This is a genomic window from Rhodococcus sp. 06-235-1A (assembly GCF_002258785.1).
Taxonomy (GTDB): domain Bacteria; phylum Actinomycetota; class Actinomycetes; order Mycobacteriales; family Mycobacteriaceae; genus Rhodococcoides.
This window is the reverse complement of record NZ_NOYI01000021.1, coordinates 332,514-358,906: the sequence shown is the minus strand read 5'-3', so window position 1 is coordinate 358,906 and position 26,393 is coordinate 332,514. Positions and strand designations below refer to the sequence as shown.

Below are 26,393 nucleotides of genomic sequence, written 5' to 3'. Positions count from 1 at the left end.
GAGGAAAATCAGGGCTTGACCAGGAAGTCCTGGAGCCGGTGGGTGACCGAAGCGGGGTCTTCGAGCGAGTGCCAATGTCCGACGCCCTCGAGAACGTTCAGTTGGGCACTGGGGTAGATTCCGAGCAATTCTTCGTTGACCGCGACCGGGCTGACCTTGTCGCCATCTCCGGTCAACAGCAGGACCGGGACGGAGATGGACGCGAAGTCCGGGTTCTCGGCCGCAGCGAGTGCTTCACAGGCAGAGGCATAGCCTGCGGGGTCCTGGCCGAGGAGCAATTCCCGAACTGCTGCAACGGTGACCGGCTTGCTCTCGTGCGTGGTCGACGACAGCGCCGCACCGAGAATTGTGTCGGCGACAGCAGACATTCCCCCTTCACGCACGGTGCGCGCGCGTGCCCGGGTCGCGGTCTTGGCGGCGTCGGGTTGCGCTTTGACCGGGCCGAGCAGAGCGAGCTTGCTGACGCGGTCCGGGTAGGTCGCAGCGAAGGTTGTCGCTACGAGAGTTCCCATCGAATGCGCAACCAGTGCTGTCTGCTCGATGCCCTCGGCGTCGAGCAAGGCTTTCAGTTCCTCGACCCACCCGGTGATCGAGTTGGGGCCGGCGACGGGTGAACGACCGTGTCCGGACAAGTCGTACCGCAGCACGGTGTGCGTCTCGGCGAGAGCGGCAACCTGCGGTTCGTAGACAGTGGTGGATCCGCCGAGACCATGGATGAGCACAACGGCGGGGCCGGTGCCGGTCTTCTCGACGAACAACCGGCTGGTGCCGGCCGCGACGAGATGATCGGGGTCGCTGGGTTCGCCGATGACGTTGCGTAGTTCACCGAGTCCAGGAGCCGAGATCACGACCTCGTCCCCGGGGACGAGGTATTTCGGTGGGTCGAAGCCGATTCCGACGCCGACCGGAGTTCCGGTTGCGATGACATCACCGGCTTCGAGAGTGATTCCCGCGGAGAGGGTTTCGATGATCGTGGCGACGTCGAAGATCAGTTGCGAGGTGTTGGTGTCCTGGCGGAGCTCGCCGTTGACGCGGGTCTGCAGTTGCAGGTCGTCGATGTCGATTTCATCGGCGGTCACTGCCCACGGACCGAGGGGGCAGAACGTGTCGAGTGACTTTCCGATGAACCACTGCTTGTGATCACGCTGTAGGTCGCGGGCAGTCATGTCGTTGATCAGGGTGTAACCCCACACGTAGTCCAGGGCGTCCTCTTTGCTCACCTTCGATGCGCGTTTGCCGATGATGACACCGATCTCGCCCTCGTAATCGAGCGCGGAGGTGATATCGGTGTGGGGATCGATCGCATCGCCCGAAGCGATCACAGTCGCGGCCGGCTTGGTGAACACCACTGGATACTGGGGAACATGCTGTCCATCAGCGGATCCGGTTGCATCGAAGCCGCTCTTGGCGAACTCGGCGGCGTGCTCGCTGTAGTTGCGGCCGACGCAGAACACGTTGCGGTGCGGGACGATCGGGGCCAGGAGCTTGCCGCCCTCGGCTGCCGTGGCGGCTGTCAGTCGGTCCGTGGCGGCCGATCCTGCGTCGATGACCTGCTGCAGCGTAGTGATGGATTCGCCGGTATCAGCGAATCGGACTGCGCGGGCAGCCCCGTTCTCGTCGACGGCGCAGATCTGTGCGCCGGTTTCTGTCTGAATTCGTGCGAATCGCACTGAGCCTCCCAAACCAATGTGAACCAAACCGCTATTCGGTCCGTATTGGTTACGATAGGTTGAATAGCTGTGACCGTCAACACTCGCTAGCGATTCCAAGTGCCGCCCTCACAGTAGGTTCATCGACTAACATTGGTCCACATTGGTATGGCGACAGGTGGGAGGTTGTTGTGACGCTGGCAGTCGGACCCCATGCGGCCACTCTTCGGTTCATCGATGGACTGGTCGCAGACGGCGGCCTCGGTCCCGGAGACAAGCTGCCGACAGAGCGGGAACTCTCGGCCTCCGCAGGAGTGAGCCGCGCAGTGGTCCGCGCAGCTCTGGATACGCTCGAAGAGCGGGGCGCGGTGGTTCGTCACGTGGGCCGCGGAACGTTCCTGACACCGCGCGCTTCGACCGAGCTCGAACCTGAACTCGCCGATCATCCGAGTCCGGCCGAGATCATGGCGTCCCGTTTCGTGCTCGAACCCGAACTCCTCCCGCTCGCGGTCAATGCTGCGACCCGTGCCGACATCGACGAGATGCATCGCTGTCTACGCGGAGGCCACGAAGCAACCACGTCGGAGGAGTTCGAGCGCTGGGATACGTTGCTGCATCACAGCTTTGCGCTCGCCACTCACAACATGGTGCTGATCGGGGTCAGCAAACTGCTCATCGACAGCCGTAGCCAGCCGATCTGGGGATCGCTCAAACGGCGGAGCTTCAATCCAGAACTGAAGAAGTGTTACTGCACCGAACACGAAGCCATCGTCGCTGCACTCGAAGACAGGGACCCCAGTGCGGCCAGCGAGGCGATGCGCGAGCATCTTCGCCATGTGCGCACAACACTGCTCGGCGTCGATGCCTGAGTAGGTTTCCCAGATCGATAGTGCAACATAATGGCCGAAACGGGACCTGAGTCAGGAGATCACACCGGGTGGCGGTGAGAGCGGCTGGTCCGAATCGACCGCCTCGACGGCTCCCGAATCGAGTGCACGTCCCAATCTGTCATCTCGAGGTCGAAGATCTCGATGTTTGCGGCCATGCGCTGAGGAGTTGCCGACTTCGGCGCGGCTATCAAGCCCAGCTCGATATGCCAGCGCCGGGTAGGCCGCCCAAGTCCTCGCTACCACCCGAAAAGCGCTGTTGGGTTCGAAGCTCGAATAGATCAACACCCGGCCTGACCCGGTCGTGTCGATTGACTCCGTCGAACCGAAACCAACTCGAGCTGTCGATATTCGAGCATCTGCAAACGCCCCCAATCGAACACGAAGCGCCCTACTGATCTGGCCTCGAACTGAGGTTCTGCGCCCATAGTGGGGGCGCGGAACCTGGGATCCTTTGCCGAGCTATCGTTACCGGCGGTCCTCGTCCATGTTGCGCGTTTGATGCTTAGCGTCCGCTACCCCGGCCGATGTGCTGGCCGGATCCGCACTCAACGCGTTGACGGCTGCTGCCGTCGTGTAGTTCGAAGGAGACAGATGAGTCAGGATGCCGCAGTCTTCGGCGCACCGCCGAAGAGTCTGGCGGACGACATCGGCATAGGGCTTCGCCCGCGTCGGTGGGTGAAAGAGGTGCTGGTGTTGGCCGCACCGGTGGCCGCGAAGTATGCAATGGATGTCGACGGCCGTGAGGCCGGAGGGCTCGATAAGATCGCCTCGGGAGTCATGGTTCTCCAGCTGCTCGCCATAGCGTGGATCGGAGTGGTTGGTGTCGCTGTCTACCTCGCCTGACCAGCGAGACACGCGAGAAGACACCCCGGCACCGGCGGTCTCGACCAGGGCGGTCTTCTGGGTCGGGACCGTCGTCACCGGTGCCCTGTTTCTGTGGGGTGCCTGGGAACGTCGCTGGATCGCCGACGACGGCCTGATCGTCCTGCGCACCGTCCGCAACCTGTTGGCCGGCAACGGCCCGGTGTTCAACGCGGGCGAGCGGGTCGAGACCAACACGAGCACCATCTGGACGTACCTCGTCTACGCGGGTAGCTGGCTCAGCGACGGCCGGCTCGAGTACGTGGTCCTGACGATCGCGCTCGTGCTGTCCACAGCGGCCGTCGTCATCGCGATGATCGGCACGTTCTCCCTGCGTGGGCGCACTGCGTCACGCACTCTCTTCCTCCCCGCCGGTGTACTGGTGTACATCGCGGTACCGCCGGCCCGTGACTTCGCGACGTCCGGGCTGGAGACCTGCCTGGTCATCTTCTGGCTGGCGGTTTTGTGGCTGCTGATGGTGCGCTGGGGGCAGCGCCGCGAAGGTGGCGTCGAGCTGCTGCTGCTGGCCTTCTTCGCGGGCCTGGGCCCACTCGTCCGTCCGGAGCTGTCCATCGTGTCGGTTCTGGCACTGGCGATGATCTTCCTCGCCCCACAGACGTGGTTGTCGAGGCTGCGCGTGTTCGCATTCGCGGGCGCGGTTCCCGTGCTGTACCAAATTTGGCGCATGGGCTACTACGGCCTTCCGTACCCCAACACCGCAGTGTCCAAGGACGCCGGCGGTGCCAAGTGGTCGCAAGGGTGGGCGTATCTGACCAACCTGATGGGACCGTACCTACTGTGGCTCCCGCTGGTACTGCTTCTGCTCGGTGCGGCCCTGTCGGTGACACGAGTGCGCCCGACGCTGCCCAGAACAGTGGGCGGCCTGCTCGCCGCGTTGCGCACGCCGACTGCTGTCGTCGTATTCGTGCTCGTCAGTGGGTTGTTGCTCGCGGTCTACGCAATTCGAGTCGGTGGCGATTTCATGCACGGGCGAACATTGTTGCCCGCCCTGTTCACGCTGCTGTTGCCCGTGTCGGTGATGCCCGTCGCTTACCCGTCGCGATGGTCCGGTGATCGTGCGACTGCTGTGTTCGTCGCGGATGTATTCGTCTGGGGTGGGATCGTCGTCTGGGCTGTGATTGCGGCGAATACGACGGGAATGCCTCAGGGCACGGTCGTCGGTAGAAGCGGCATCGTCGACGAGCGTGCGTTCTATTCGCTCAACAGCGGGCACGCGCATCCGATCCGGGCGTCGGACTATCTCGACTATCCGTGGATGCGGGCGATGGTTCAGGCGATCGACGACACCCCGGACGGCGGTTTGCTGCTGGCACCTGCGCAATTCACCTACTGGGATGTCGTCCCGCCGCCCCTCCCGATCCCCGAGGGTGGATTCGGTCACACCGTCTACTTCCTCAACCTGGGGATGACGAGCATGAACGTCGGCCTCGACGTGCGGGTCATCGACCAGATGGGACTTGCGTATCCGCTGGCATCGCACACCGAACGCCTCGAGAACGGCCGCATCGGCCACGACAAGAACCTCTACCCGGATTGGGTCGTCGCCGATCTGGGGCTGGTCACCGTCCACCCGTACCTGCCCTGGTACATGGACGAGGACTGGGTGACCGAAGCTCAGGTGGCGTTGACCTGCCCCGACACCGAGGAATTGAATGCCTCGTATCGAGCGCCGCTGACGAAGGAGCTGTTCGTCCGGAATCTCAAACGCTCGTTCTTCTATGCCGGGTATCGATTCGACCGAGTGCCGGAATACGAAATACAGCGATGTGGCCTTCCGGCACCTGCACTGAAGGCAGACAATTAACCGACAGAACCCGGGCGCTTACTTCAGGAGAGCAAGAATGTCTGGAGGGATTCGATCGGTTGCCGTCGGATCGATGACAGTTCTCGGACCAGGAGCTGGCCGTGCTGTCGAGGCGAATCATTCGATTTGGGCCGAGTAGCCACAGTTGATCTGCCGTCGACCAGTGGACGCCGCAGTCGTAGTCGTCACTGAAGTAGCGGGAGCGCTGTATCGAACCGCTGCGGCATCGACGATCTGCACTGTCGGAGCGCCGTCGACGTCGACGCCCCGGGCAGTCGACACACTCGACGGCGAGACCAACGGGGCCAACAGAGCCGCGGGAGCAGACGCGGCGGTCGGGGTGGTCGGCGCCGGTGGTGGCGGTGCGAAAACTGTGGTTGTCGTCGTGGTCGGCGGAACAGTGGTTGTCGTTGTCGGCGCAACCGGTGGCGACCATTCTGATGTGGTAACCGCTGCTGCGGGTGCGTTTCGAGCCGCGACGCCGGCCAACCCACATCGGGCGGTGGGGAGCACGTTCGGTAGTGAACCCAGTGTTGCCGGCGCCAGGAGGAAGGCGGGACTTGCAGCCGAAAGCCGAGAACTTGGACGGCTAGCACGGAACATGTCCATGTCCCGGATCGAGTGCCGAACGCCCCCTATCACTTCAGGTGGTCCCTCACCCCGGCAAGCGATAGCGAGGCGCATGAACTCTGGAGCGACGTATCGACAATGGAGCGCGAGCGTCGCAGGTGGTCGCACGAAAGAACGGTGTTGAACCAGACCTCAAAAGCCAAACGTGCAGTCGTGCATAATTGCAGTACTGTAAATAGGTGCCCACTACCGAAAAGCCAGGCCGGCGAGACCGCAAGCGCGCCGATACGCGCGCCCGGATAGAGGAAGCCGCGTTGACTCTCGTGCTCAGGGACGGACTCGGTGAGACGACCGTGGACGCGATCAGCGATCTGGCCGACATCTCCACCCGGACGTTCTTCAACTACTTCGAAAGCAAAGATAATGCTGTTCTGGGTGTTCACCCCGCCGAAGTCATAGACGAACTGATCGCCGACTACATACACGAGCACCCGGGCTCGGACTTGATCCCTGGCATCGTCGGCTTGATGCTCACGGTCATGGGATCCCCTCAATCGAGCCGGGCCCGAATGAAAGCCGACCGCCTCGAAGTCGTCAAACGGCATCCAGAGATTCTCGGTGGCCAAATGGCGCAATTCACCGCCCGGGCAAGCAAACTCACACAGACCATCGAGACGATGCTCACTGGAACGCCGTTTGAGAAAACGAGTGATACAACTGCGCACGCCGAACTGCTGTTCGTGTTGTGCGGCGGTGCAGTGCGCATCGCCCTTCGCGAGTGGGCGACATCTCTCGACGACTCCGTCGTCGGAGCCGACTCGAGAGTGACCGACATCGAACGCCGAGCAATCTCGCTCGTGCACGAGCTACGAGAAGGACTGTCGTGACAACCGCTGACAACACCGTCGAACAGGCCCTCGTCACCGACGACAGGCGCAGCATCCTGCTCGTCTTCGCCGGTCTCATGGTGACGATGTTGCTCGCCTCACTCGACCAAACCATCTTCAGCACTGCTCTGCCCACCATCGTCGGCGAACTCAACGGTGTCGACCAGATGCTATGGGTGACAACGGCGTACGTTCTCGCCTCGACGATCATGCTGCCGATCTACGGCAAGGTAGGTGACCTCATCGGCCGAAAGTCGCTGTTCATCTTCGCAATTGCATTGTTCATGGCGGGATCGATAGTCGGCGGACTCGCTCGAGACATGCCCTGGCTCATCACGGGGCGCGCGATCCAGGGGCTCGGCGGCGGCGGCCTGATGATCCTGGCTCAGGCAATCATCGCCGACGTCGTTCCCGCACGCCAGCGCGGCAAGTACATGGGCATCATGGGCGGCGTCTTCGCGCTCTCTTCGATCGCAGGCCCCTTACTCGGCGGATTCTTCACCGAAGGAATTGGATGGCGCTGGGCTTTCTGGATGAACGTCCCACTGGGCGTGCTCGCGATCGCCTCAGCAGTATTTTTCCTGAGACTCCCCAAGATCGACCACGACAAACCCCGACTGGACGTCACAGGAATGACGCTTCTCGCACTGGCCTCGACGGGCGTGGTGCTCATAACGACATGGGGCGGAACAACTTACGCCTGGAATTCCCCCGCAATAATCGCCCTGATCATTGCAACGGCCGTTGCAGCTGTCAGCTTCGTCGGTGTCGAGAAGGCAGCCGCGGAACCCATCATGCCGCTACACCTTTTCAAAGACCGAAACTTCAATCTGACCACCGTCGCCGGACTCATCATCGGCGTCTCCATGTTCGGTGCACTCGCCTACCTGCCCACATATCTCCAGATGGTCACCGGCGCGGGAGCAACGAAAGCCGGCTTGCTGATGATCCCCATGATGGCTGGTCTACTGGTGACATCGATCGTCTCCGGCCAACTCGTCAGCAAGACCGGACGCTACAAATACCTACCCATCATGGGCTCGGGAATCGTAGTCCTATCACTGATCTTGCTATCGACGATGACCGCCGGCATGGAAGTGTGGATCATCTGTGCATACCTGGCCGTCATGGGAATCGGACTGGGTATGAGCATGCAGATCCTCGTACTCATCGTGCAGAACTCCTTCCCGATCACCGAAGTCGGCACCGCCACCGCATCGAACAACTACTTCCGACAGATCGGCGCATCCCTCGGCTCCGCGGTGGTCGGCACGCTGTTCGTCTCCCGACTGACCTCACTCTCGGGAGGAGCCTCGACCGACGGATCATCACCGGAGAGTTCGTTGACACCCGAGTCCGTGCGAGCACTACCCGACGCCGCACGAGAGGTCATCGTCAACGCCTACAACGACGCCCTCACACCGGTCTTTCTCTACATGGTGCCCCTGATGATCATCGCGCTGCTGCTTCTGGTCTTCATCGACGAAAAACCCCTGGCGACAACGAGAGAGCGCACTCTGAGCACTCGCAGTAGCTGAGATCGCGAAGGACACGGTGGCGTGTGCGGTACCGACGCGCACTGGCGGAACGTGCTCGGCAGTATGGCAAGACGGCGATGCGGTGGGCAACGTGTGGCCCGAAGCGACTGTAGGTCTATACCTCGCCGGGTTCCTGCACAAGTGCGAAGTCGTACTCGGATATCCACATGGTGTCTGCATCCGGTCCGCGCTTTTCGTACGTTGCGACGAGTGATTCCTTGACACCGAATACTGCGTCGGATTCCAGGTACTCGTCGCCGTCGACGAAGGTGTGTGTCACCAGCCGCTCGTAACCGTCGGCCGAGACGAGGAAGTGCATGTGTGCCGGTCGGTAGGGGTGTCGCCCGAGGCGGGTGAGCATCTGCCCGACGGGCCCGTCGTCGGGAATCGGATACGACGTGGGTTTGATGCCGCGAAAGCTGTACCTACCGTCGGCTTCGGTGAGGAAACGGCCGCGGTTGTTCCAGCGCGGTTGAATGTCGGGTTGCTGGACGTCGTAGTAGCCGTCCGCATTGTCCGACCATACGTCGACACATGCGCCCTCGATCGGCGTACCGTCGGTGCCGGTAACGCGCCCCACGAACAGGCATGCTTCGCCTTTCCCGTCGAGGCTGATGTTCTCGCCCATCTCGCGGATCGGCGCGTTCTCGACGTGGAACGGTCCGAATACCGTGCTCTCGGTGGCGCCTTCGGGTCTGCGGTGGTTGACGGCGTCGACGAGCATGGACACGCCGAGCGCGTCCGAGAGCAGTATGAATTCCTGTCGTTCGGGGCCGCTGATCTGCCCAGTTCGGGTGAGGAAGTCGATGGCGAGGTCCCATTCGGCCTCGGTGAGGTTCACGTCCTTGACGAACTCGTGCACGTGACGAACGAGGCTGCTCATGATGACGGCGACACGGTCGTCGGCGGGCACGGTCATTCGTTCGTTGACGATGTCGACAGATGTATGTTCGGTGAAGTACTTCATGAGGATGATTCGCTCCTCGGGTTCGGGCGGGTGCCGCCGTGGGCGTCTCGCAGGACGCTGCGGATGGAATCGCGGTCCAGTGGGCGCGGCGACCAGTACGGCGAGGCGGTGGCCTGGTCCGCTATCAGATCCAGCTGTTCGATGGTGACGCCCAGGTCCGCAAGCCGGAGCGGCGCACCGATGTCGACGGCAAAGTCGTGCAGTCCTGCGCCCGCCGACCCGCCGAACAGTGCCGCGACGTCGGTGAGTGCGTGCGGCACAGATTCTTCGATGAAGCCGATGGTGTGGGGCAGCATGATTGCGTGGGTCTGTGCGTGCGGGAGGTCCAATGCACCGCCCAGGGTGTGACACAGCTTGTGGTGCACAGACATTCCCACGCCGCCGAGGACCGTGCCGCACAGCCATGCGCCGTACAGGGCGCGGTCGCGTGCGTCCTGGTTGTCGGGTTCACGAACCAGTACCGGTAGCGCATCGCGAAGTGCTTCGAGACCTTCCAGCGCCGTCAAGGTGTAGATGGGGCTGCCGTCGCGAGCGTAGGTGCCTTCGACGGCGTGCGCCATGGCGTTGAGGCCGCTGGCGACGGTGAGTTCGATCGGCATCGAATCGGTGAGATCAGGGTCGTAGACCACGGTTTCGGGGAGGATCTCCGGTCCGCGCCGCGTGGTCTTGACTCCGTTCTCGGTTTCTCCGAGAACCGGGGTCACCTCCGACCCCGCGTAGGTGGTGGGCACGACGACCTGCGGCAGTCCGGTTCGTGCCGCAATTGCCTTGCCCAGCCCGGTGGTCGAGCCTCCGCCGATGGCGACGATGCAGTCCGCGCCGAAGTTCTCCACCTCGATCAACGCCCGAGCTGTCACCGCGGTCGGTGTGTGCATTTCGGCGAGGGCGACGACGCCGACCCCGAGTGCACCCAGAGTCCCCAGCAGGCGCGTCGCCTCGTCGTGCTGGTGCGGGGTGGACAGCACGACCGCCCGACTGCATCCGAGCCTCTCGACCTCAGCGGACACCGTCTGCACGCTGCCGCGTCCGAAGACGATGCGGGCGGGTGATCCGCTGTGAACGAAGGAAGACAGAGTCGTGTCCCGGATCATCGGTCGAGCTTGAACAGCGCGGCGGCGTTGCTGCGACCGATCTTGACTCGGTCGGCTTCGGAAATGCTGGCCGAGTCGAACCAGTTCGCCGCGTGGTCGACGTTCTCGAAAGGCCAATCGGTGGAGAACATCACGCGCTCGGATCCGAGTTCGAGAAGCGCATCGATCAGAGTTTGGGTGCGAAAGTTCCCCGAGGTGGTGATGAAAAAATTCTCGGTGAAGTAGTCGACCATCCGACGTTTCGCGGGATAGGTGGGCGGCACGTCCACCCACGCGTTGCGGTTGTCGATTCGCCACAGCATGGCCGGAATGCCCTCCCCCATGTGGCCGACCACGATGTTCAGACCGGGATGCTCGTCGAACAGTCCGGACGTCATCAGTCGCAGTGCGTGCACGGCGGTCTCCTGGGCGAAAGCCCACGTCGGCCCCAGAAGCCACGGGTGGCCCTGGTAGATGCGCGCGTCCTGCTCGAGCGGATTGCGCGGGTGAAGATAGAACGGCACGTCCAGTCGTTCCACCTCGGCCCAGAAGGAACGGTACTGCGGAAGGTCGTAGTACAGCGGGGTGTTTCCGTCGTCCACGGACTCGCTCTGTGAGAACCCGTTGACCAGTGCACCGACGAATCCGAGTTCGGTGACGCATCGCCGCAGTTCCTCGGTGGCTGCGTCGGGATCCTGCAGGGGAAGGGCGGCGAAGCCGCGGAACCGGTCTGGGCGTTTGGCGATTTCCTCCGCGAGCACGTCGTTGGCGCGGCGAGCGATGTCGACGGCGCGCTTGTGGTCCGGGATAGCCTGCACGGCAGGGGCATTGAGGGAGAGAATCATGGTCTCGATGCCGTTGTCGTCCATCAACTTCAGTCGGACATCCTGGATGTCGAGCAACCGCCGCTGCAGCTCGTCCCAGTAAGTGCCGGGCACGAATCCCGCAGAGTCGTTCAGTGTCTCGGGGATGGCGAAGTGTTCTTCCAGTGCGATCTTGCCCTGCATTATCTCTCCTCGGGTGTTGTCGTTCGGTCCGAAAATTGGGGGGGGTGTCAGGAGGTCGTGGCGAGCAGCGCCGGCCGGGCCGGTGTTACCGCCTCGATCAGGCTTGTCATCAACTCGGCCAGTTCGTCGTCGGTGCGGGCCAGTCCGTAGATATAGCCGTCGGGCCGCACGATTACTGCGACGCACTTCTGCGCGGCGAACCAACGGGTGTACACGCCGGCGGTGTCGGAGGTCGGCGCACCGTCGAACATCGAGGACAGCCCGAAGACGATCTCTTTGCCACTCATGCTCGCGAACCTGTCGCGGTCGTCGACCGAAATGGTTCGTAACGCAGCCTTTCCGTCCGCCACGACAAGCCATCCGGTTCCGGCGATGTCGTCGAACAGAGCAGTGCGGGACGATGTGGAGACCAGTCCCTGGGGAAAGATGTCGCCGCTGTTGGCGATCAATCCACCGGACAGCGCCGGGTACTGCAGCTTGTCGGGCTTCTGGTTGGCCTTGCGAGCGGCGATCATTCGCGCATCACGTTCGGCTGCGAGGACGGGGTCTCGCATGGTTTGGACCCGGCCCAGTTCGATCGCCTTCTCGGTGATGAATCGGACATGCGGCTCGCGTTCGGCCTGATAGGAGTCGAGGAGCGCGTCGGGATGCCCGGAGAGAACCATGTCGAGCTTCCACGCCAGGTTTCGGGCGTCGCGGATACCGGACACCATGCCCTGCGCCAAGAACGGCGGCATCTGATGTGCGGCGTCGCCGGCCAGAAAGACGTTGCCTGCGCGCCACTTCGAGGCGATGCACGATCGGAAGGTGTAGTTCGCGACGCGGACGAGCTCGGCGTCGTCGGGGGTCAAGTATGCAGACACACGAGACCACACCCTGTCCTGCTGCACCACTTCGTCTCGTTGCGCGCCACTGTCGAGACGGAACGAGAACCGGTGGTGGCGCGGTCCGATGTTGACGATCGCGATCGGCTCGGCGGGGTCGCACACCTGGCGGAACGTGGGCAGCGTCGGGACGTCGCGAGAGAGCTCGAAGTCGCACACCAGCCAGTTCTCGAAGAAGCCGTAATCGTCGAGCGCCCCGCCGACGACCTCCCGGACGATTCCGTTGCCGCCGTCGCAGCCGACGACGAACTCGGTGTCGACTCGGACGGTGCGGCCCTCTGCGTCGGTGGCGAGAACGGTTGTCCCGGAATCGAACTGCTGGATTCCGGTCACGGTATGTCCGCGCCGCACATCGACCGTCGGAAGCGAGGTCAGCAGCTCGTCGAGCACGGTCTCGACGTGCGGTTGATGCATCATGTACTGCGATGGCCACCCACTGCGGCCCGGGTTGTCGTACTCGATGTCGAGCAGAACGTCGTCCTGGGCGTTGACCCAGATGTATCCGCGCTGCACGTTGACACCCGGCAGCATCTTCTCCGCGATACCGAGTTTCTGAAACGTACGCATCGTTTCGTCGTCGAATGCTGCAGCTCGCGGCAGGTTGTAGAGGCCGCTGTACCGCTCGAGAACCACGACGCTGCGCCCCTGGCTTCCGAGAAGGGCGGCCAGCACCATGCCGGTGGGACCGCAGCCGACGACAACGACGTCAGGGGTCGTCTCGTGGCCGGCCTGCGTTGGTTCGAAAGCAGACATGTGGCTGCTCCTCTCGCTGTGACGTTCTGTCGTCGAATGTGATGGCAACCACAACGCTAGAGTTCATTATTAGTGAAGTCAATGCACAGTAGTGAATCTCTTTGAAGGCCGTCGAATTCTCCCCGAGTGCCTAGGGTGGATCCGTGACCGATAATCCAGACTCCAATTCCATCGACGCCTCCGAACGCACGGGTGCTCGCCAGGGCATTCAGTCGGTCGAACTTGCGATGGGTGTCATCGAAGCGCTCGAGCGAGGCCTCGGGCCGATGAGCCTGACCCAGATTGCGAACGCCTCGGGAATGGCGGCAAGCAAAGTCCACCGTTACCTGGTCAGCCTCGGCCGTGCCGGTCTGATCGTGCAATCCGGCCGGTCGGGCTTGTACGACTTCGGCCCTGCCATGCGCCGGCTCGGCATCGAATCACTGCGCCGTATGGATGACGTCAGCGTCGCGTCCGAGCACCTCCCGACCCTGCGAGACCGCACCGGCCATTCGGTCAACCTGGCAGCCTGGGGAGATCACGGCCCGGTTCTGGTGCGGTGGGATTACGGCGCACACGCGCTGCCGATCACCATTCGCGTGGGATCGACGATGCCGCTGTTGACGTCTGCCATCGGCCACGTCTACCTCGCGCATCTCCCCGAAACGATGGTCGCACCCTTTCTGCACGACGAGCTCGAGTCGATGGGTGCAACCGCACCCGACGAGGACGAGGTGGCAGCACTTCGCTCGCACGTCCGGCAAAACGGTGTCGCGACAATCTCCGGCGAGGTGATCCCCGGCGTGATGTCGATAGCAGCCCCGGTATTCCCTGCGGGCCAGTCCATTCCCCTGGTGGTAGCAGTGGCGATCCCGGCAAAGATCGGCAGCGCCGAAGTGGTCGCTGCCGCTACCGAGGAATTGCTGCGCGCGACACAGGCAATCTCCGAGGATTTCGGCAGCTCGGGCACCGTGGTCGAGCGTCCCGCCTGACCCGAAAACCACCATCACGTCGAAGTAATTGCGATTTCACTATTGCGCAACTCGTTTCTTTATGTTGAACTGTGATCTGCGCCATACGGGCGTCGAGCCGACCGCACATCACATGCCGTGCCGATCGACGTCGCACGTCGGCATTCGCTGCGCACCAACGACTTTGCCTCGACAGGAGATTCACGTGAGTCGCTCGACAACACCAAGCACACAGGGGCGCAGCCTGCCCCGCGCCACCAAAAGAATGCTGTATGTGACGTGGCTGGTCGCCACCCTGGAAGGTTTCGATCTCGCCATTTACGGGGCCACGGTCCCCGTCCTACTGCAGACGCCCTCGCTGGGCATGGACAGGGCGTCGGCGGGAACCATCGGCTCATTGGTCGGCGTCGGCATGCTGGTCGGAGCAGCCTTCGCCGGAGCCGTGATGCATCGCTTCGGACCGCGCAGACTGCTGCTCGGATCGATTGCCATCTTCACCGTCGGCATGCTGCTGTCCACTGTCGCGACGAGCGCGGAGATCTTCGGGCTCGGCCGTTTGGTCGTCGGCCTCGGTCTGGGCGTCGTGCTTCCCACGCTGAACGCCTATGTTGCAGACCTCAGCGAACCAGGACGCCGCGCCCGGCATATCGGACTGATGATGAGCGGCTACGCAATCGGTGCACTGGCCGCGCCGCTTCTCGGAGCTGCACTGCTACCCGAGATCTCCTACCACTGGCTGTACCTCATCGGCGTCATCCTGCCGCTCGTCGCTCTGCCGTTGATGTTCCGGTTGCCGGAAAGCCCGTTCCACCTGCGCCTCACCGGCCGAGATGGCGATGCGAAGCAGATCGAGAATCTTTACGGACTCGCCCATGAACCGATGGCAACCAGCACCTCCGCCGGGCGGTTCCTCGGTCTCGGCCCGCTACTGACCAGACGCCTCGCCCCCACCACCATCCTCGCCTGGGTGATGTCCTTCTGCGGGCTGCTGCTCGTCTTCGGTATCAGCGCTTGGCTGCCGTCGATCATGCAAGCCGCCGGATACTCGCTCGGCTCCGCACTGATGCAAACTGCCGCCATGTGGCTGGGCGTGTTCGTCGGAGTCATCGCAGCCGGGCCCGTGGCCGACAGATTCGGCCCCCGCATCGTGGTGGTCGCAGCCTTCCTGACCGGCACGGTGAGCCTGATTCTGATGAGCCTCTCACCGCCCACCCCCGTGCTGTTCGTATTGATGTTCGTCAGTGGTTTCGGGTTCATCGGCTCTCAGATCCTGGCCAACGCCTTTATACTTTCCGTCTACGATCCCGAGAACCGCAGCAGCGCACTGGCCTGGGCCCTGTCGGTCGGACGCCTCGGGGCCATCGTCGGCCCAACCCTCGGTGCATTCGTTCTCGACCGCGCAAGCGGCGTCGACTGGAACTTCTACAGCTTCGCCATCGTCGGACTCGCCGGTGCCATCACCGCCGTAGCCGTTCCGCGGCCTCGAACCCGGCACTCCACGACCGATCCGATTACCGACACATCACTTGCGGATGCGGCGTCGAATTCCACTCGTCGGCCCTGAGCGGCCGGCTGCATGAATCCGTGGGCCGCGCAGCCCGAAAAGGTTGTGCTGAAACATGATTGATCCTGTGTCCGGTTCGAGGATGTAGTCCCTCGAACCGGACACAGGCTTTCGGCTACGACATCACGGAGCAGGTACGGCGCCGATCTGTTGCAAGATTCCCAGCAGGTCCGGCTGCCCGTGCTCGCCGACGATCTGTCCGTGGGCGAGGTAGTAAAAGTTGAAGGCTTGGGCCGAGATCGTCACGCCGGTGGGCGGGACGCCGAAGAATTCGCCCGAGTGTGTGCCACGCATGGTGAATCGCGCCGCGACCCTGTCGCCTTCGATGATCGTCTCCTCCATGGTCCACTGGATATTGGAAAAGCCGTTGCGCAACAGGGCGAGCAATTCCAGGTAGCCCGACGGTCCCCGCAGCGGTTCGGGATGTGTCGGGGCATGGAACACGGCTTCTGCCGCAATCACCTCGTGAGAGAGCTGCTCGTCTGCTGTGTTGATGAACTCGACGAATCGTGTCATCACCTCTTCGGGAGATTTCGTTTTGATGTTGTTCCATTCATTCTGTGATGCAAGGTTCATTGGTTGATCACTCTGGGATCTGTAGGAGGACTCGCGTCCGAGTTCCCGCGTCGACGCGGTCGTGAGCGTCGGTGATTCGATCCAGCGGCAGTGGATCGCTGACCGCGATGGACAGCGCACCGGTAGAAGCAGCCGCGGTCAGGTCCGCCGCGGCAGCCAACTTAGCCTCTCGAGAGAAATCGTCGCTGCCCAGTAGACGAATGGTGATGTTGTCGAACAGCATCGGCCAGAACGGCAGACTCGGTCGATCCTCGCGGGTGCCGTAGGCGGCAATGACTGTGTTGTTCTTGCCAATTGCCGCGTCGAATTCGACGTTTTCCGAGAACGACACTTCGATGATGCGGTCGACGCCACCAACCGCAAGATCCCGTGCCTGCGTCACTGCTTCGTCGTCGCTCAGCACCACGACGTGGTCGGTGCCGTGGGCACGCGCGAGATCCGCGTCCCCTTCTGTGCGAACAGTTCCGATTACCGTCGCCCCGTTCCATCGAGCCAACTGCGCAGCGAGAGACCCTACGCCGCCCAACACGCCGTGGACCAGGACCGTCTGCCCGACAACCGCTCCGTCACCGAACACTGCGCGGTGTGCCGTGATACCTGGAATTCCCAGGCAGGCAGCGAGGTTCGGATCCACGGAATCCGGCAAGGCGACTGCCTGCCAGCCGGGTACGACCGTGCATTGCGCCGCGGTGCCGGACGCTCGATAGGACTGCGCACCGAAAACCCACACACGCTCGCCAACTCGTCTTCGCTCGACGCCCTCCCCCACAGCGTCGAGGTACCCGGCTCCGTCGCTGTGGGGCACCACCCGCGGATACGGCATCGTCGAGCCGAGCCACCCACGCCGTTTCTTGGTGTCACCCGGATTGACCGAGGACAACAACAGGCGCACTCGAACCTCGCCTGGTCCAGGGTCGGGTGCCGGAATCTCTCCGACTCGGAGAACGTCCTGGGCTTCCCCCTGCGAGTCGTACCACGCGGCGATCAATGTGCCACGACCGAAGCGTCGGTGATGCCCCTCGGTCCGTTCACGGGAGCCAGCGTGATGCGTTCGAGCTCGAGAATTGTCATGTAGTCCCTTTGGAGGAGGTGAGTCCTGGTCATCGGTCACCCACCCTACTACCTCGATTCGAGGTACACATCGAATCGAGGTACACCTGTCACACTGGACACATGTTGGAATTGGCAATTCTCGGGTTTCTTTCGGAGGGCCCCCTGCATGGATACGAACTCAAACGACGAGTGGCTCAGCTGACCGGCTACGCGAGGCCAGTGAGCGATGGAACTTTGTATCCCGCAATCAAACGCCTGGACCGAAGCGGTCTTCTGGAGCGACGCTCCGAGCCCGGTGCAGGGCCGGCGCGCTACGTACTCACGATCACCGACGAAGGACGCCACGAGTTGACGTCCCGCCTGCGGGATCCGCAGGACAACGACTTGTCGGAGTTCTCGCGTTTCGTTGTGGTGCTGACATTCTTGTCTCTTGTGCCTTCCGTGGAGGAGCAGCATGCAGTTCTGCGACGGAGGCTGCGCTTTCTCGAGGAACCGGCCAGCTTCTTCTACGACGGGGACCGGGCCGTGAAAGCGGAAGAAATTTCCGACATCTACCGTCGGGGGTTATTACTTTTCGCGCGCAAGACGAGTCGCACAGAAAGAGTCTGGCTCAGGTCTCTACTCGACAGCCCGAACTGAAGAATTCGGACTTGCCCGTAGCCGACGGCGTTCCGCGCTCCCAGGACAACTGCTGGACACGAAAAGCGTTCTCCTACATGATCAGTGGTACACCTCGTCCTCCATCCCGAATTCGGCATAATTCGGCGTAACCCCATGATGACGACCACCCCCAGGCAGCGCTGGCCGTCGAGAACTCGCTGTATAGCAAGTCGACCGCAGCGCACCCGCCTTCGCCCCACACGAGAGCCGGTGTGTTCGCTCGATCTCCACCGGGCGGTACACGGCGTGCTCCGGCAGGCGTGCTTCCGCGGCGTGCGCCGGAACAGTTGCCCGCACCGGGGTGGCCGACGCCGTCGAACCAGAGCAGAACGCTGCGACGGTCACCAGGACCCAGGCCGGCGTAAGCAGATCGATCGCACAGCGAGAGCGCTTCCGCGACTGCCGGATACGTCTGTCGACATGGCTACAACGGCCCCGAATCTTTCTGACGAAACTGTGTTTCGCGTCGGATTTCATCGGACGCCTTCACTGTAGAGCCGCGCTTTCTTACAAGGAAGCTTCAGACCGAGTTGGGTCCTGTTCGACAACGACGTTCGGCGAAACACTAGAACTCAGGTTTGTCGTCGCACTCATGTCCGACCTGAACTACACGGTTGCCGCCCTGTCTTTTGGCGTCGTACATCGCTGCGTCCGCCCGGCCCGTCAGAGCAGTCATCGCACTTGCGACGTCTTCGGTGAGTCGAGGAACGGCCATGGTCGCCACGCCCAAAGATGCTGTTACCGGGGTGTCATCACTGTCGCGAAATATCGAGCGCAGGATGCGGTCGGCGCACTCGCGCGCATCGACCTCAGCCCCGCGCCCTACCACGGTGAACTCCTCACCGCCGATGCGCGCCGCGAATGCCGATCCCGGGCACGCCTGGTGGATTCTTGCAGCGGTACGCCGCAGAACGTCGTCTCCGTGGCCATGGCCGAAACGGTCGTTGATGGACTTGAACTCATCGAGATCGATCACCACACTCCACGCGACTGATCCAGCGGCAGGTCCGGTCCGGTACAGCTCGCTCACGGCCGAGCTGAGGCCTCGCCTGTTTCGCAGCCCGGTCAGTTGGTCGAAATACGCGCCGGAAGCGTCGTGCCTCAAATGCGACACGAGCGCCTGCATGATGACCGACGAGGTGAACAATCCGACGAACACACAACCTGTGACTGTGAGCACAGTTGCGACGGGCCAAGTTCCCTCGATCAACACATGCACCGCCACCGCACACAGCACGAGCAACGTGAATGCGTAATGCGCCAGGAAGACTCGTGGTCCGTGGAACGACGACACGTAGTTTCCGAGGCCCGTGAAGATAGTGGTTCCCACGATTGCGATGGGCGAAGGTGCCACGGACAGTAACACTGCCGCGATGCCGATATCGCTGGCAGCCGTAAACAGGAGAGACGCACCCCTGGTGTCGATCCTCCGCGCGACACCCAAAACGGAAAGGGCAACCGCGAGAACGCCGCTGGCGCACACGACGCCTCGTTGTGTAACTCCCACAACCACATCGGGGCTCACCAACAGGCCCAGGCACAACAGCGCACACAGGAAGCCGTACAGGGAAATCAGAGCCTCGGCGTACCTGAGGAATGGGCGTGCCCGGTGGTACCCCAGCAGCCAGTCGAAGTCGACGGAGCTGACCCACCACTGACGGAATCGATCCACGGTAGATCCAGCCTTCGGTTCTCGCAGTTTTTCACGCCCCGTCGCGGTTGGACTGCTTCGTCGCGCAGTCCAGGCACGAACTTGTGGCGAGTGAGCCGAACAGAAGCAGTCGTGTCATCCATGAAACCACTGCTCTCGCCGAGCCTACTGCTCCGAGCATGCTTTCAGTGGCGATCCAGTACATACATCCGGGCCATCAAGTTCTCCGTGCAGACCATACTTGTATGGAATCTTTATATTTTGCGTGACGGACAACAGGGGGCCGTTGGTTCGAGACGTTGAGGGCGCAAAGGCGAGTCCACTTGTTCTCTTGCATGGGGTGACGATGTCGTCTCGGATTTGGCACTCGACAGTTCCGTTCCTGGCGAAGTCCCACCGTGTCGTCGTTCCGACCGTCCTGGGTCTTAGGGGCGGACCTCGCCGGTAACTCTCTCGGCGGTCGGATGGCACTGGAACTGGCCCGTAGGGGTCGAGCGTATGCGCGCTACCCCTCGCAGGCTTCTGGGTACCCGGAACATCGAGCCAAACCACCGCCACGAACGGCATCCGCAAGTCCTGGAAGTTGGCCCGCGCAACCCAAAAACTGAACTCGGCTCTGAGATGGTCGGGGTGGTTGCGCGCACACTGGGTCACTGCCCGGACTCGCAAACCTAGGCGTACCGACCACGACCACGCGAGCGCGAGCGCAGCAGACGTGCCCCAGTGACGGCTCCTGCTCTTACCTCAACTGCCACCCTTCGAGGGTGCGAACTCAGGTGACCTCATTCGTCGTTGACGCCCTCGATAACTCTTTCGAGAAGGCGTCACCTCACCAGACCAAGCATGGCCTACGTCGACGACACCCGACGAGAGACTCGAGAGAACGTCGATTCTTATGGGTGATGCCGCGTCGTGCATGGCTCGCGTGAGTGCGCGGCGAGCGCAGGCAAATAGCCATGGCGTGGTGCCGCAATCGTTTTCGCTCATCGACACCCAGATCATGCTGATAGGACAAAGTTTTCGCTTCTATCGAGGATCTGTAGACACATCGGTGCCGCACGTAGCCGACCTGCGGGCGCCCGTCATCGCTGTATCCGGTGTGCCGGCTCGCAGTAGAAGCAGCGCGTCTACATGCGACTTCTCCGTGGTCACGCGAGCCGATTTTTCTCGTGGATGATCATGATTGCCGGCTGTCGAAGTCGTTCCTATGTTTTCGGATCTCGTCGGTATGGGCTGATGCCCACATCGCCAGACCCAAGACATGTTCGAGAAGCGAGACACCGAGGTGGGTCAGGGCATATTCGACTCGCAGCGGCACCTCCGGGTACACGGTACGTGTGAGCAGGCCGTCGCGCTCGAGGTGACGCAGCGTAAGGGTGAGCATCCGCTGAGATATGCCAGGGACCGCGCGCTGCAACTCCCTGTATCGCATCGGCGCATCACGAAGCACGGCGATCACGAGAATGCCCCACTTGTCTCCGACACGATCGAGAATTCCGCGGATCAATGCCGCATCCTCGCCCCACCCCTCGCACGGCCCGGGCATCGGAGTGCCGAGCTCGACGGTGCCGGTCTTCCTGGTCGCCATGGCGCTCCTCACGAACACGAATGTGCCCTCTTGTGCCGCGGATACGACACACAGAAGATGGGGTGACACACAAATAGTAACCGAGCAGGAGTGAACCCATGTCGTTGATTGTCATAGTCGGTGCCGGCCCCGGAATGGGGTTGGAAATCGCCCGCGTTTTCGGGCGCACAGGTTTCACCGTCGCCCTCGTCGCCCGAAACCAGGCGAAGTTGAGTTCGCTGACCGAACAGCTGAAAAGTGAGGGGATCGACGCGCACGGATTCACCGCAGACCTCCTCGACGAGGAATCGATTGCCACGGCCTTCACCCAGATCCGCGCCACACTCGGCACCGTGGACGTTCTCGAATTCTCGGCGGCCGACGCGACTCTGCCTGCTGCCGGCGTCCTCGACGTCACGCCCGCCAACCTTCAGCCGCAGCTCGACTTCTACTTCAGCGCAATACATGTCGTGAGACAGGTCGTCGACGACATGATCGCCGCGAAAGCCGGCACCATCATCGTCACCACCGGCGGCGGATCGATAAACCCGACACCGTCTTTCGCCAACATCAATATCGCGTCGGCCGGCCTGCGCAACTGGGTTCTCAACCTGCACAACGTACTCGCCGAACACGGCGTGTACGCGGCACATCTGGCCATCAACGCATGGATCGGATCCGGGCAACCCGGCACCTCTGCCGCCGAGATCGCTCCCACGTACCTCGAACTGCACGAAAAGCGGTCCGATGCCGACCCCCGCTACCCTGCCGCACCGATGTGACGCCACACCGTGTCGAGGTGAAGCACCACCACTGACCGCGGCCTCGCGCCGGGTTCCTGCGGCGCACTTCACCGAACACGAGCAGTCCAGGTTCAGTCGACTGCATCCCCGCACAGGATTTCGAGACTGTCCAACAGGACACGGATCCGGTCGGGGGGCAGGAGCTGGAGCCGCCGCGCCAGGCTGGGGCGCATCCGACCCCCGATGTCAGCGGTGGTTCGCACACCATCGTCGGTCAGTCTGATCCGTGATCGGCGCGAGTCCGCGGAATCGATCTCGCGAATCACCAGGCCCGCGTCGGCAAGCTTGGACAACGACCTGCTCAGCATCGACGGGTTCAGACCGAGATCTACGACGAGATCACCGGGAGTATCGATGCCCATCTTCACGGTGCGAAGCACCAGAAAGTCGACGAGATCCAAGTGCGCGACAGCGGAGACGTGCACGCGAGCGTCGGTCAAGACCAGCTTGTTGAGGCGATACAGCGCGTCGAGGAGCTGCAATTCGGGTGCGTCGGTGTCAACCATGTAAAGAACCTAACATCTGAATATTATTGACAACTAGCAACTATTGCGCGTTGAGTGTGAGTATGACCCACGACAACGCCACCACACCCGGCCGTATCGACTTCCATCACCACTTCATGCCGTCCAGCATGCTTACCTCTGGCTTGTTCGGCGACACATCCGGCTGGAAATTCAAGGAAGACGAGAGCGCCTGGTCACCGCAGGTCAGTGTCGACTTCATGGACCGACTGCAGATCGACACCGCGATCCTGTCCGTACCCAACGACATCGAATCCCGGCTCCCGGAGAACAAGCGCCATCACTTCGCCCGCGAGGTGAACACCCTGTCCCGTCAGGCCGCGGACGACCATCCAGGACGATTCGGACTGTTCGCTCATCTGCCGACCCCGACCGACACCGACGCCGCACTCGAAGAGTTGACCTACGCGTTCGACGTGTTGGGAGCCGACGGAATAACCCTGACCAACGTCTACGGCACCGGAGATCAGGCCCGATCGCTGGGCGACCCTATCTTCGAGCCACTGTGGGCCGAGCTCGACCGCCGCAACGCGCTCGTGTTCCTACACGGTGAGCAGACACCCGGTAGCAATCGGGCCCCGAGCAGATTCCTGCCCACCCCGATCAGCGAAACTCCGAACGAAACCTACAAAGGCGCAGCCGATTTGGTGACCAGCGGACGCAAACGCCAGTATCCGAACGTACGAATCGTCCTCGCCCACTCGGGCGGCAGCACCCCGTACCTCGCCGCACGCGTCGCCGCACTGTGCGCATTCCATCTCGACTGCGAACTGACAGCAGACGAGATCCTCGAGGACTTCCGAACGTTCTACTACGAGACCGCCCTATCCGGATTCGAAACCAACCTGGTGGCACTCGAGAACTTCGTTGCACCGGACCACATTCTCTTCGGTACAGACTTCCCCGCCGCGAACCCGCGCACCGCGACCTGGTTCACCGACAACGTCGACACCTACTTCGCCGACAGGCCGACAATGCTCGCGCAGGTCATGCACGACAACGCCTACAGCCTCCTACCTCGGCTGACAGCCGGAACCCCAACGCAACCATAGTCTTTCGGCATTCAGGATAGATCAGCTACTCCAACCGCTGATCGACCGGGCCACGGCCGCACGGACGCCGGCTCACGAATGTCGGAGTTGACCGGGAACGGGCAGGCCCCACCATGGTGTGGCCTGCCCGTTCCGCCGAACGGCCTCGTATCCGAGCCGATTCGAGGTGCCGGGCCGTAACCGAGCTCTACTCGAAGCACCCCTCGGTGCTCGGCGTCCATGCTCGACGTGGACCGTCGGGCGGACCGGGAAGGGCAGAGTCCGGCCGCGGACCCGTGGGCGACGCTCAGCTGGCCTTCTTCTGAAGACTCGACCTCCTGCCGCGCCTCTGGCCACCGAATCTTGGGGACGAAGCCGGGGACCGAGTAGGGGGCACCTGCAGGCCAGGCCATGGCTTGGCTCGTGCGTGTTCACGCCCATTCGGTGTACCCGGCCAGGGGTCGACGACCGCATGTACGGTAACGCCGTATGACGCGGGTAGGGCACCGGCGCAGAGTGTTCGAGCTTCGTCGGTCGAGATTCCCAGTGCGCGAAGCACTCGTTCGATGGTGCGGTCGACCGTTTCCGCCTCGTCGCGTTGGGGTTGCGAGAGCAGTAGACGCCCCCAGTGACAGCCAGGAACCGGAAACGATTGCGAGTGCGACATCGGCGTCGCCCACTTCGAATCGCCCTTCGGCAGCCACGAATTCGCTGACGCGGCGTGATCGCGGTGCCAGGCGCGCCACTACCCTCCGCGGCAGCCGAGACTGTCGCCTTCACGATCCTCGGTAAGTGAACCGCGTACGCGCCTACACGCGCTCCCCGGTAGTCGGAGTTCAATCTCCGAGTCCGCCGGGGAGTGGTGCAGATCAAGCGCAGATTTCAAACGCGCTCACTCAGCGAACCGGAATCGGTGACCTCTGCAGCTGCGACGGCCGGTTCGAGCGCCACGGCTTTCGCTCGGCGACGGTGGCCGATGACGACCCCCAAGCATCCGATCAGCGCCCACACCGACATGGTGAGCAGAACAGGACCCAGGCCCGAGCCATCGAAGTACGCAATACGTTTCAGTCCGTCCAGCGCCGTGGACGTCGGAAGCAGCGGATGCAGAAACTGGTAGAACGACGGTGCCAGATCGAGCCCGACCGCAACGCCCGATGCCGGAACCCCCAGCATGATGTACAGGCCGAGTGAGATGAGCATCATGACCGGTCCGAAGTTCACGAAACCTCCGAGTGTGACGATCCCGCAGGTGAATGCAAGAAGAAACACCATCCCTGCGACTCCGCCGATGTTGTCGTGCAAGGTCCCGGTAATTCCGTAGGAAATCAGTACTTGGATTCCCGCCGCGATGCTGCTCATCACGCCGAGCAACAACACTTTCCACCTGATGCGTACGCCGGGTGCAACCAGCGACGCCACTGCGGTCGTCAGAAAGCCTGCCAGGATGGCTCCGAGTCCGACATACATCACGCCGGCACCTACCGCGTCCGATTCCGGGAGTGGTACCAGATTCTCGACATTCACTGTTGCATTCGTCGATGCAGCGAGTGCGGTCACGAATCGCTGCGCAGCGATGGTCGATTGTGTATTGCCCGCCTGCGCTGTGTACAACGTCAAGGTCGTCGGATCGTATACGGCTCGGGTTTCCAGATCGAGAAGTCGCTCGGTACCCTCGTCCACCGTCGCAACACGGTCGACCACAAAATCGTCGTTGTTGAGGGCATCGCTGCTCTGGACGAATTTCATTGCGGCCGGACTGTTTCCGACAACGTCGATATGAACACCGTTCGGTCCGGGGCTGTGGAACAGTCCGATGTAGGTGAGAGGTAGGACGAACATCATGAACAGCGGGAGCAACAGTCCGCCCGTCAGCATGTGCCTCCGTTTCATCTGCTGCGGAGTCGCGGAATGCTCGTCGCCGAAGTAGAAGCGGAAATGGTTCGTTCCCTGCGTTGGAAAGTCTGCGTTCGATGCAGCCGGCGCAGTTACTGTTTCACTCATTTCGAGTCTCCGTTCTCGGGTGCGGGAATTGCGGCGAAGGAACTCAGGATCGGTTCGTCCGGATCCTTTTTGTGTCGAAGCACCGAGAGCCCGAGTAGTCCGGCGGCCAAGAATCCCCACATCGCCATCACGGCAACGGTGCCCCCGATACTTGCTGCCGGGAAGTACACGAGGCGCTTGAGGCCCTCCAGTAGCGCAGGCGTGGGAAGGAAGTTATTGAGTGTGGTGAAAAAGCCGGGCACCATCTCAGGCGCAATCGCCGCACCCGACGAGGGCACTCCGAGTAGCACCATGATCAGCAGCGTGGGGATCATCATCCCCGGTCCTATCAAACGCATCCCCCCTAGATGGAAGGATCCGACGACGAACGCCGACAGTGCAAGCAGTGCGAGCACCTCCAGGATGCTTCCGGACACCGCGCCGTACACCCCGTATGCAACGAAGGCCGGCACTACCGCGGACACCACGCTCATGACGGCAATGACGGTCAGCTCGACACGCAGCGAAAGGCCTGGCAGGAGCAGTTGGAGAACTGTCGCAGTCAAGAAGCCGCCGAGTATCGCCGCGAGGCCGACGAACATCAGCGATGCGCCCAACCTGTCGGTAGAACTCGTCGGTGCTACGTCGAAGACGGTAGGTGCAGTGCCGACTGTCTTGCCCGCAATGGAACCGAAGAGGCCCTCGACCGCCTGCGCAGCGGCCAGGTTTCCTTCGGACGCGACGTACACGATGTTCGTTGCCGGATCGTAGGCGCCACGCGTTTCCAAGCTGGACACAGCATCCTTTGCAGCGTCGACATCTGCTACGACCCCGACGTCGAATGACGACCCGACCTGCGCCTGAACCTGCTGCGCGAATTGCTCGACTTGCGTCGACGTTCCCACGATCCGCACGTCCATGTCGTGCGGCGTCGGCGAATGGAGGCCCCAGGTATAGAGCAGAGGAAGAACCGTCATCAGGAAGAGCGGTACCACCATTCCCCCGAGCATCATCACCGTCGGTGACGGTTTCTTGCGCGGACGTGCTTCCTGAGCACCCGCTGCCAGCTGGTCGGTCACAATCGAACTCCTCGTCGGTAGTTTACATCTGTTCATTACAATACATATGTA

The 26,393-nt window shown here is 62.3% G+C and carries 21 protein-coding genes and 1 pseudogene; 10 read left to right on the top strand and 12 right to left on the bottom strand.

Features of this window, described 5'->3' with window-relative positions:
• Positions 1-8: 8 nt before the first annotated feature.
• Positions 9-1,670 carry a bifunctional fumarylacetoacetate hydrolase/alpha/beta hydrolase family protein gene (locus CH275_RS20795; RefSeq protein ID WP_094680118.1) on the bottom strand — a complete coding sequence of 554 codons (1,662 nt, stop codon included), beginning with the start codon at positions 1,668-1,670 and terminating at the stop codon, positions 9-11.
• A 170-nt stretch (positions 1,671-1,840) separates the two neighbouring features.
• Between CH275_RS20795 and CH275_RS20790 the strand changes: the two genes are divergently transcribed.
• From CH275_RS20790 to CH275_RS20765, 5 genes and pseudogenes are all read left to right on the top strand, one after another.
• Positions 1,841-2,518 carry a FadR/GntR family transcriptional regulator gene (locus CH275_RS20790; protein WP_094680117.1) on the top strand — a complete coding sequence of 226 codons (678 nt, stop codon included), beginning with the start codon at positions 1,841-1,843 and terminating at the stop codon, positions 2,516-2,518.
• Positions 2,519-3,253: 735 nt separating this feature from the next.
• A pseudogene (locus tag CH275_RS30305) lies at positions 3,254-3,382 on the top strand (decaprenyl-phosphate phosphoribosyltransferase); the annotation flags it as partial.
• Positions 3,360-5,225, top strand: a complete 1,866-nt coding sequence (gene zomB, locus CH275_RS20775) for a flagellar motor control protein ZomB (protein ID WP_306436960.1) — start codon at positions 3,360-3,362, stop codon at positions 5,223-5,225. The pseudogene CH275_RS30305 and the gene zomB, both read left to right, overlap by 23 nt.
• A gap of 809 nt (positions 5,226-6,034) precedes the next feature.
• Positions 6,035-6,682 carry a TetR/AcrR family transcriptional regulator gene (locus CH275_RS20770; protein ID WP_094680116.1) on the top strand — a complete coding sequence of 216 codons (648 nt, stop codon included), beginning with the start codon at positions 6,035-6,037 and terminating at the stop codon, positions 6,680-6,682.
• The gene (locus CH275_RS20765) at positions 6,679-8,220 is read left to right on the top strand and encodes an MDR family MFS transporter (RefSeq protein WP_094680115.1); all 1,542 of its coding nucleotides are present in this window, start codon (positions 6,679-6,681) and stop codon (positions 8,218-8,220) included. The genes CH275_RS20770 and CH275_RS20765 overlap by 4 nt, the downstream gene beginning before the upstream one ends.
• Before the next feature lie 115 nt (positions 8,221-8,335).
• Here the strand turns inward: CH275_RS20765 and CH275_RS20760 are convergent, their stop codons facing one another.
• Genes CH275_RS20760 through mhpA form a run of 4 tightly spaced genes read right to left on the bottom strand, consistent with a single transcriptional unit; the run spans position 8,336 to position 12,901 of the window.
• Positions 8,336-9,187, bottom strand: coding sequence for a dioxygenase family protein (locus CH275_RS20760; protein ID WP_094680114.1), 852 nt, complete (start codon positions 9,185-9,187; stop codon positions 8,336-8,338).
• Positions 9,184-10,278 (bottom strand): maleylacetate reductase, encoded by a 1,095-nt coding sequence (locus CH275_RS20755; RefSeq protein ID WP_256991136.1) that lies wholly within the window; start codon positions 10,276-10,278, stop codon positions 9,184-9,186. Before CH275_RS20755 ends, CH275_RS20760 begins: the two co-directional genes overlap by 4 nt.
• Positions 10,275-11,264 (bottom strand): gamma-resorcylate decarboxylase, encoded by a 990-nt coding sequence (tsdA, locus tag CH275_RS20750; RefSeq protein ID WP_094680113.1) that lies wholly within the window; start codon positions 11,262-11,264, stop codon positions 10,275-10,277. Before tsdA ends, CH275_RS20755 begins: the two co-directional genes overlap by 4 nt.
• A gap of 47 nt (positions 11,265-11,311) precedes the next feature.
• Positions 11,312-12,901 (bottom strand): bifunctional 3-(3-hydroxy-phenyl)propionate/3-hydroxycinnamic acid hydroxylase MhpA, encoded by a 1,590-nt coding sequence (mhpA, locus tag CH275_RS20745; RefSeq protein ID WP_094680112.1) that lies wholly within the window; start codon positions 12,899-12,901, stop codon positions 11,312-11,314.
• Positions 12,902-13,044: 143 nt separating this feature from the next.
• On the opposite strand from mhpA, the gene CH275_RS20740 reads away from it, so the two are divergent.
• Both CH275_RS20740 and CH275_RS20735 read left to right on the top strand, forming a co-directional pair.
• Positions 13,045-13,872 (top strand): IclR family transcriptional regulator, encoded by an 828-nt coding sequence (locus CH275_RS20740; protein WP_094680111.1) that lies wholly within the window; start codon positions 13,045-13,047, stop codon positions 13,870-13,872.
• Between the two features lie 184 nt (positions 13,873-14,056).
• Positions 14,057-15,415 carry an MFS transporter gene (locus tag CH275_RS20735; RefSeq protein ID WP_256991135.1) on the top strand — a complete coding sequence of 453 codons (1,359 nt, stop codon included), beginning with the start codon at positions 14,057-14,059 and terminating at the stop codon, positions 15,413-15,415.
• Between the two features lie 123 nt (positions 15,416-15,538).
• Here CH275_RS20735 and CH275_RS20730 read toward each other — a convergent pair whose 3' ends face one another.
• Positions 15,539-15,931, bottom strand: a complete 393-nt coding sequence (locus tag CH275_RS20730; protein WP_057477925.1) for an ester cyclase — start codon at positions 15,929-15,931, stop codon at positions 15,539-15,541.
• A gap of 67 nt (positions 15,932-15,998) precedes the next feature.
• Complete coding sequence (locus CH275_RS20725) at positions 15,999-16,979, bottom strand: NADPH:quinone reductase (RefSeq protein ID WP_094680110.1); 981 nt, start codon at positions 16,977-16,979, stop codon at positions 15,999-16,001.
• Between the two features lie 185 nt (positions 16,980-17,164).
• Between CH275_RS20725 and CH275_RS20720 the strand changes: the two genes are divergently transcribed.
• Positions 17,165-17,683 (top strand): PadR family transcriptional regulator, encoded by a 519-nt coding sequence (locus CH275_RS20720; RefSeq protein ID WP_057477927.1) that lies wholly within the window; start codon positions 17,165-17,167, stop codon positions 17,681-17,683.
• A gap of 586 nt (positions 17,684-18,269) precedes the next feature.
• On the opposite strand, the gene CH275_RS20715 is transcribed toward CH275_RS20720, so the two are convergent.
• Together CH275_RS20715 and CH275_RS20710 are read right to left on the bottom strand one after the other, a co-directional pair.
• The gene (locus tag CH275_RS20715; RefSeq protein WP_057477928.1) at positions 18,270-19,376 is read right to left on the bottom strand and encodes a GGDEF domain-containing protein; all 1,107 of its coding nucleotides are present in this window, start codon (positions 19,374-19,376) and stop codon (positions 18,270-18,272) included.
• 1,156 nt (positions 19,377-20,532) lie between these two features.
• Positions 20,533-20,901, bottom strand: coding sequence for a winged helix-turn-helix transcriptional regulator (locus CH275_RS20710; protein ID WP_094680321.1), 369 nt, complete (start codon positions 20,899-20,901; stop codon positions 20,533-20,535).
• 140 nt (positions 20,902-21,041) lie between these two features.
• Here CH275_RS20710 and CH275_RS20705 point away from each other — a divergent pair, with 140 nt between their 5' ends.
• Entirely contained in the window at positions 21,042-21,704 is a 663-nt protein-coding gene (locus tag CH275_RS20705; RefSeq protein ID WP_094680109.1) for an SDR family NAD(P)-dependent oxidoreductase, read from the top strand.
• Positions 21,705-21,796: 92 nt separating this feature from the next.
• Here CH275_RS20705 and CH275_RS20700 read toward each other — a convergent pair whose 3' ends face one another.
• A complete protein-coding gene (locus tag CH275_RS20700; protein WP_057477931.1) occupies positions 21,797-22,231 on the bottom strand; it encodes a MarR family winged helix-turn-helix transcriptional regulator in 435 nt (144 codons plus the stop codon).
• A gap of 62 nt (positions 22,232-22,293) precedes the next feature.
• On the opposite strand from CH275_RS20700, the gene CH275_RS20695 reads away from it, so the two are divergent.
• The gene (locus CH275_RS20695; protein ID WP_094680108.1) at positions 22,294-23,301 is read left to right on the top strand and encodes an amidohydrolase family protein; all 1,008 of its coding nucleotides are present in this window, start codon (positions 22,294-22,296) and stop codon (positions 23,299-23,301) included.
• Positions 23,302-24,162: 861 nt separating this feature from the next.
• Here the strand turns inward: CH275_RS20695 and CH275_RS20690 are convergent.
• Together CH275_RS20690 and CH275_RS20685 are read right to left on the bottom strand one after the other, a co-directional pair.
• Entirely contained in the window at positions 24,163-25,284 is a 1,122-nt protein-coding gene (locus CH275_RS20690) for an ABC transporter permease (RefSeq protein ID WP_057477933.1), read from the bottom strand.
• Positions 25,281-26,342 carry a hypothetical protein gene (locus tag CH275_RS20685; protein ID WP_057477934.1) on the bottom strand — a complete coding sequence of 354 codons (1,062 nt, stop codon included), beginning with the start codon at positions 26,340-26,342 and terminating at the stop codon, positions 25,281-25,283. Before CH275_RS20685 ends, CH275_RS20690 begins: the two co-directional genes overlap by 4 nt.
• Positions 26,343-26,393 lie beyond the last annotated feature (51 nt).

Bases quoted from the DNA above. Each gene is read 5' to 3' on its own strand.
- CH275_RS20720 (WP_057477927.1), top strand. From the start codon at position 17,165: ATGTTGGAATTGGCAATTCTCGGGTTTCTTTCGGAGGGCCCCCTGCAT.
- tsdA (WP_094680113.1), bottom strand. From the start codon at position 11,264: ATGCAGGGCAAGATCGCACTGGAAGAACACTTCGCCATCCCCGAGACA.
- CH275_RS20755 (WP_256991136.1), bottom strand. From the start codon at position 10,278: ATGATCCGGGACACGACTCTGTCTTCCTTCGTTCACAGCGGATCACCC.
- CH275_RS20690 (WP_057477933.1), bottom strand. From the start codon at position 25,284: ATGAGTGAAACAGTAACTGCGCCGGCTGCATCGAACGCAGACTTTCCA.
- CH275_RS20695 (WP_094680108.1), top strand. From the start codon at position 22,294: ATGACCCACGACAACGCCACCACACCCGGCCGTATCGACTTCCATCAC.
- mhpA (WP_094680112.1), bottom strand. From the start codon at position 12,901: ATGTCTGCTTTCGAACCAACGCAGGCCGGCCACGAGACGACCCCTGAC.
- CH275_RS20760 (WP_094680114.1), bottom strand. From the start codon at position 9,187: ATGAAGTACTTCACCGAACATACATCTGTCGACATCGTCAACGAACGA.
- CH275_RS20730 (WP_057477925.1), bottom strand. From the start codon at position 15,931: ATGACACGATTCGTCGAGTTCATCAACACAGCAGACGAGCAGCTCTCT.
- CH275_RS20700 (WP_057477931.1), bottom strand. From the start codon at position 22,231: ATGGTTGACACCGACGCACCCGAATTGCAGCTCCTCGACGCGCTGTAT.
- CH275_RS20705 (WP_094680109.1), top strand. From the start codon at position 21,042: ATGTCGTTGATTGTCATAGTCGGTGCCGGCCCCGGAATGGGGTTGGAA.
- CH275_RS20710 (WP_094680321.1), bottom strand. From the start codon at position 20,901: ATGCCCGGGCCGTGCGAGGGGTGGGGCGAGGATGCGGCATTGATCCGC.